The organism is Caldisericia bacterium (genome assembly GCA_021158845.1).
Classification (GTDB): domain Bacteria; phylum Caldisericota; class Caldisericia; order B22-G15; family B22-G15; genus B22-G15.
This window is the reverse complement of record JAGGSY010000118.1, coordinates 1-5,136: the sequence shown is the minus strand read 5'-3', so window position 1 is coordinate 5,136 and position 5,136 is coordinate 1. Positions and strand designations below refer to the sequence as shown.

9 protein-coding genes are annotated in these 5,136 nt (G+C 35.0%); 4 read left to right on the top strand and 5 right to left on the bottom strand.

Annotation, left to right across the window (positions count from 1 at the left end; all coding sequences use genetic code 11):
- Positions 1-34 precede the first annotated feature (34 nt).
- Complete coding sequence (locus tag J7J33_04490) at positions 35-721, top strand: amino acid racemase (protein MCD6168546.1); 687 nt, start codon at positions 35-37, stop codon at positions 719-721.
- Here the strand turns inward: J7J33_04490 and J7J33_04485 are convergent.
- From J7J33_04485 to J7J33_04465, 5 genes are read right to left on the bottom strand one after another with little or no spacing between them, the layout of a single operon-like run.
- Positions 718-1,041: a hypothetical protein gene (locus tag J7J33_04485; protein MCD6168545.1), complete on the bottom strand. Its 324-nt coding sequence runs from the start codon at positions 1,039-1,041 to the stop codon at positions 718-720. The two genes, J7J33_04490 and J7J33_04485, sit on opposite strands and share 4 nt — an antisense overlap.
- 27 nt (positions 1,042-1,068) lie before the next feature.
- On the bottom strand, positions 1,069-1,410 hold the full coding sequence (locus J7J33_04480; GenBank protein MCD6168544.1) for a hypothetical protein: 342 nt from the start codon (positions 1,408-1,410) through the stop codon (positions 1,069-1,071).
- Positions 1,407-1,889, bottom strand: a complete 483-nt coding sequence (locus tag J7J33_04475) for an adenosine-specific kinase (GenBank protein ID MCD6168543.1) — start codon at positions 1,887-1,889, stop codon at positions 1,407-1,409. Before J7J33_04475 ends, J7J33_04480 begins: the two co-directional genes overlap by 4 nt.
- 41 nt (positions 1,890-1,930) lie before the next feature.
- The gene (locus J7J33_04470) at positions 1,931-2,284 is read right to left on the bottom strand and encodes a hypothetical protein (protein ID MCD6168542.1); all 354 of its coding nucleotides are present in this window, start codon (positions 2,282-2,284) and stop codon (positions 1,931-1,933) included.
- Positions 2,281-2,751: a hypothetical protein gene (locus J7J33_04465; protein ID MCD6168541.1), complete on the bottom strand. Its 471-nt coding sequence runs from the start codon at positions 2,749-2,751 to the stop codon at positions 2,281-2,283. Before J7J33_04465 ends, J7J33_04470 begins: the two co-directional genes overlap by 4 nt.
- Positions 2,752-2,784: 33 nt before the next feature.
- On the opposite strand from J7J33_04465, the gene J7J33_04460 reads away from it, so the two are divergent.
- From J7J33_04460 to J7J33_04450, 3 genes are read left to right on the top strand one after another with little or no spacing between them, the layout of a single operon-like run.
- Positions 2,785-3,306 carry a DUF2179 domain-containing protein gene (locus J7J33_04460; GenBank protein ID MCD6168540.1) on the top strand — a complete coding sequence of 174 codons (522 nt, stop codon included), beginning with the start codon at positions 2,785-2,787 and terminating at the stop codon, positions 3,304-3,306.
- A 39-nt stretch (positions 3,307-3,345) separates the two neighbouring features.
- Positions 3,346-4,005: an MgtC/SapB family protein gene (locus J7J33_04455; GenBank protein MCD6168539.1), complete on the top strand. Its 660-nt coding sequence runs from the start codon at positions 3,346-3,348 to the stop codon at positions 4,003-4,005.
- Positions 4,002-5,090, top strand: coding sequence for a DUF763 domain-containing protein (locus J7J33_04450; protein ID MCD6168538.1), 1,089 nt, complete (start codon positions 4,002-4,004; stop codon positions 5,088-5,090). The genes J7J33_04455 and J7J33_04450 overlap by 4 nt, the downstream gene beginning before the upstream one ends.
- The last annotated feature ends 46 nt before the right edge of the window (positions 5,091-5,136 follow it).

Here is a 5,136-nt window from a genome sequence, read left to right as displayed (position 1 = left end):
GGGAGAGATGGACGAGAGTAAGTGGAAATAAATCATGAAAACTGTTGGGATAATAGGCGGAATGGGTCCAGAGGCAACTCTGGACCTTTTTTACAAGATAATCAAGAATACACCAGCAAAGAAAGATCAGGAACATATTCACTTAATAATAGACAACTATCCCCAAATTCCTGACAGAACTCAGTTTATCCTTGGTAAGGGAGAGAACCCTCTTCCATATCTTTTGAGATCTGCAAACTTACTGGAAAATGCAGGAGTAGATGCTATATGTATGCCGTGCAATACAGCTCATTTCTTTGTGGATGATATAAGGAAAAACATAAATGTTCCTTTTATAAGTATAGTGGAAAGTGTCCTTAAGGATATAAAGAAGAACCAGAGAGATGCAAAAAGAATTGGACTTTTAGCCACAGAGGGAACAATAGCTGGAAAGGTATATCATAGTGTCTTTGAGAAAGAGGGATACACAATTGTAGTTCCAAAAGTAAGTGTCCAGAAGAAGTTGATGGATGTTATATATTCGGTAAAAGCTGGGAGAGTCAAGGAAAAAGCAAATCTTTTGCAGGAGTGTATTGATAACTTAAGTAATGAGGTTGATATCCTTATCGCTGCATGCACAGAGATACCGATCCTTATTCCATATATTAAAAGTAGTATTCCTATAATTGATGCAACTTTCTCCCTTGCAAAGAGTGTGGTGGAGTTTGCCCTATCTGATTAGATTCCTTGGTCTATTTCAATATCACTCATATCTATTTTTTCCATAACCTCCACCTCCACATGGGCAACATCTATAATCCTATTTATAGCTTCAATCAATCTTTTACCCATGGGAGATTCAAGACCCTTTTTCCACTTATCCAGTGATTCCACTGTATATCTCACATAAAAGACATTGGATTCACCATACAGAGGTTTATAGACATCAAAATCCTTTGCACCCCACTCTCTTTGAATGGGCATAAACTCTCTGAGCCAGTTTTTAAAGTCCTCCATACTCTTCCCTTCCTTTAATCTGTCCTTGTAAATGATGTAATACATTTTATACCTCCTTTCAAATTTTTCCCCTTAACATGTCAAATGAAAAGCCCCAATAACCTTTTTATTTTTTATCAACTCATTAAATTTTTTAACAGCTTCCCCCGTTTTATCATATACAAGGTCTATTCCTTCACTCTTTAGCTTCTTTACAAGTTCCTCATCAATCTTCATATACCCATAGTATCCTGTTCCAACAACAAGGATATCTGGTTTCTCAATAAATACTTCAAATATATCACTCTCCCTCAAATAATGTCCTTCCTCTCTCCACCAATTATCCATAATTCTTTCAGGAAATATTATCAAATCCTTTTTATATACCTTTCCATTTATTTTCATCCAGCCGAAACCATAACCTTCAATTTTCATAGTTTGTATCCAAATTTTCTTAAAAGCTCTTTTCTCTTCTTTATATCTTCTTCGTTCTCAACACCCTTTGGAGAAAAACCATCAACAACGCCTAAAACTGCTCTTCCCTGTTCTGTCTCATATACAACAACTTCCATTGGGTTTGCACTTGCAGCAAAAATCCTTACAACCTCTGGAACCATTTTGATCTTGTTAAGAATATTTATGGGAAATGCATCTTTCAAAAATATTATAAAGAAGTGCCCTGCTCCAACATTTTTCGCATTCTTTACAGCAAGTTTTACAAGTTCATCATCGTTTCCTGAGTATCTCACAAGACATGGACCAGATGCCTCATTAAAGGCAAGACCAAACTTTATTCCTGGGCATGATGTGATAAGCGCTTCATGTATATCCTCAACAGTTTTTATAAAGTGGGATTGTCCAAGTATAACATTTAACTCCTCTGGGTTTTCAATCTTTACAACCTTTATCTCCATATTTCCCTCCTTTGAGTTTTCTTCAATTTTATTTTACCAAATCAAATGAAAAAACTCACATCTTTGAATACAAGGAAAGACACAAGAAGGGCAAGAGCTTCTGAAAAAATCAAAATAAGCCAGAGAAAAACTGCCCTTTTAAATTTTATATCAAGTATTGCTTCTATGAAGAGAAGAGTGACTATAATTCCCAATAACGCCCCAAGTTTTCCTGGATAATAAAGCCTAAAAACCCACTGTGAGAATATAGACACAATAAGAATGAGACTGGACTTAGGAGGTTTTAGATCTTTTATCTTTAAAATTTTCCCTCCACCGTATAAGAGAAAATCTCCAAGGATAAGATAAACAGCATATAGAAAAATTGTTGGAGTATCCAATCCGGGAAGCCTCATCTCTCTTCTCTTACAACTTCCACACTTATAAACTTTGTTGGCTTTCTAAGCTCTATCTTCTCAACCCTTACAGGGAAACCAAATATATAGTTTATAGCATCTCCATTTACCACTTCCTCCTCAAACTTAACCACAATCTCATCCCCTTCATTTGGATTGGGTACAACCATCCTCAAAGGGATGAAAAGATAGTCATCAAAGGAAAAGGATAGAAGTTTCTCTTTTATATCCTCATGAAGTATACCTGAACACTTAGGATATATCTTCACATTTTTTAGAAATGCTCTCTCAGCCTTTTTTATTTGATGAACCTTTAGTGTGGAGACTACTCTCTTATCTTCAAATTTGTAAAACTTCCATCCTGTTCCCATAAAAAACAAGGGATTCGTATGTCTTGACAAAATGAAGATAAAGGAATAAAATAGTGCGACGATGAGAAAAGTTATTATTAAACTTTTTCTTTTCATGGAATTAATTATACCACCGAAAGGAGGTGAAAGGTGGATATAGAAGCTCTTAAAATCGCCTTCCTTATTTTTCTTATAAGATTTGTTGGAATGACAATGGCAGGTCTCAGGACAATATTTATGGTTAAAGGGTACAAGTTATGGACATTTGTTATATCTTTCTTTGAGACAATAATATATATTTATGGTTTAAGTCTTGTATTAACCCACCTTGATAATCTTGTGAATATAATTGTTTATGCTCTTGGTTTTGCACTTGGAAACTACTTTGCCATATTTATAGAGGAGAAAGTTGGTATTGGAGTTGAAACATTCATTGTTGTGCCATCAACAGGAGGAATTGACCTTGCATTTAAGTTAAGGAAGGAAGGTTATGTATTAACGGAGTTGGATGGCAAAGGGTATCATGGAGATAAAAAGGTACTTTATGTAACAATGCCTAAAAAGAACACAAAGAAGTTTGAAAAACTCCTTAAAAAGGAGGATCCAAAAGCTTACTATTTAACCCTTGAGACAAAAAGGATCAAAAAGAACAACAATATAATAAGAGCATAACTCATAAATTATTCAGACTAAAATGCTATAATAGAGTAAATGGGAGATTTTCTTAATATTCTTTTAAAAATCCTCCTTGCCTTTGTCTTTGGAGGATTAATTGGATTTGAAAGAGAGAGAAGGAATAGACCAGCAGGACTTAGAACTCACATTCTTGTATCTGTAGGTTCTGCCTCATTTACAATAAGTTCCATATACTTTTATAAACTATTTGGAACTGCCAACGACCCCAGCCGAGTTGCTGCAAATATTGTAGTTGGCATTGGTTTTTTAGGTGCAGGGACTATTATAAAAGAAGGTTTTTCTGTAAAAGGATTAACCACTGCTGCAACTATCTGGGTTTCTGCCGCAATTGGACTTTCATGTGGTCTTGGACTCTATTTACTCGCTTTTCTTGTCTCCCTTTTAACATTCCTCACTCTAATACTTTTAAGGAATTTTGAGATTGAGACTTTTGGAAAAAAGGATAGGAAGAAAAGGATTCTTATGGTTAAAGTTACAGATGAACCAGGTCAACTTGGAAAAATTGGAACAATTCTTGGAGAGCATGGAATAAATATAGAGAATGTAAAATTTGAGAGAGGGGAGACATATCTAAATATAATTCTTTATATAAGCGTTCCCAAAGACCTTAAGATTGATGAACTTGTAGGAAATCTTTCAGAGGAAAATTGGATTTTAGAAGTTAATGTAGAATGAGAAGAGGTTATGCAGATTTACCTCTTCATGGAGGTAAGGCACCAAAATGGCTTTTCTCTCGTATGGTTAAGCTTGCAAGGGAGATTACCCTTTCAATAGTTATAAACTTTGGTAGAGACGAGTTTATAAAAAGAATTTCTGATCCAGTTTGGTTTCAATCCTTTGGATGCATACTTGGCTTTGATTGGCATTCATCTGGTATTACAACAACAGTTACAGGTGCATTAAAAGAGGGACTTAAAAACATCGAGGGAGAGATTGGTATATTCTTTGCAGGAGGTAAAGGAAAAAGAGGAATAAAGACGCCTGAAGATATAGAGAGATGGGGAGAGAGGGGATTTATAAATTTTAAAACAGCAAATGAACTTAAAAGGATATCAAGACTTGTGGCAAAGGTGGACTCCCATGGACTTCAGGATGGTTTCTCAATATATCATCACTTTTTTATATACACAAAGGATGGGAAATGGGCAGTAATTGAGCAGGGGATGAAAATAGAAGGTAGGTTTGCAAGAAGGTATCACTGGTTATCAGATGAGGTAAAGAGTTTTGTGAGTGATCCTCATAAGGGTATAGTCTCTGAAAGAAAAGAAAAACCATTAAATCTTATCGATTCAAGTATAGAATCCACAAGAAAAGAGATTGTTAAAATATCAAAAGAAATTTCACTAAAGGAGTTGGGTAGGATAAAAGATGTCAAGAAGATAAAATTTCAGAAGATAAAATTTCCATACCATCACCCAATATTCTTTGAAGATTATAATGAAAAAAGACTTATGAATATAGTGGCAAAATTAAAGGAATTACCCCTAAATAGTTTTGAGGAACTTCTACTTGTAAAAGGAGTGGGGGCAAAAACTTTAAGGGCGTTGGCGCTACTTTCACATCTTATATTTGGTTCAGACCTTTCCTTCAAAGACCCTGTGAGTTTTTCCTTTGCCCATGGAGGAAAAGATGGATATCCATATCCTGTGGATAGAAAAACATACGATGAATCAATAGAGATATTAAGAACTGCTGTTGAAAAGGCAAAACTTGGATACACTGAGAAAATGAAAGTTTTAAAAAAACTATCCCATCTTTAGGATTTTTCTTAAAAGCTCACCGGTGTAAGATGTTTTCACCTTTGAA

What these genes read in the sequence shown, in the direction of transcription:
- J7J33_04455 (MCD6168539.1), top strand. Translation starts at nt 3,346, where the DNA reads ATGGGAGATTTTCTTAATATTCTTTTAAAAATCCTCCTTGCCTTTGTC.
- J7J33_04450 (MCD6168538.1), top strand. Translation starts at nt 4,002, where the DNA reads ATGAGAAGAGGTTATGCAGATTTACCTCTTCATGGAGGTAAGGCACCA.
- J7J33_04480 (MCD6168544.1), bottom strand. Translation starts at nt 1,410, where the DNA reads ATGAAAATTGAAGGTTATGGTTTCGGCTGGATGAAAATAAATGGAAAG.
- J7J33_04475 (MCD6168543.1), bottom strand. Translation starts at nt 1,889, where the DNA reads ATGGAGATAAAGGTTGTAAAGATTGAAAACCCAGAGGAGTTAAATGTT.
- J7J33_04465 (MCD6168541.1), bottom strand. Translation starts at nt 2,751, where the DNA reads ATGAAAAGAAAAAGTTTAATAATAACTTTTCTCATCGTCGCACTATTT.
- J7J33_04470 (MCD6168542.1), bottom strand. Translation starts at nt 2,284, where the DNA reads ATGAGGCTTCCCGGATTGGATACTCCAACAATTTTTCTATATGCTGTT.
- J7J33_04490 (MCD6168546.1), top strand. Translation starts at nt 35, where the DNA reads ATGAAAACTGTTGGGATAATAGGCGGAATGGGTCCAGAGGCAACTCTG.
- J7J33_04485 (MCD6168545.1), bottom strand. Translation starts at nt 1,041, where the DNA reads ATGTATTACATCATTTACAAGGACAGATTAAAGGAAGGGAAGAGTATG.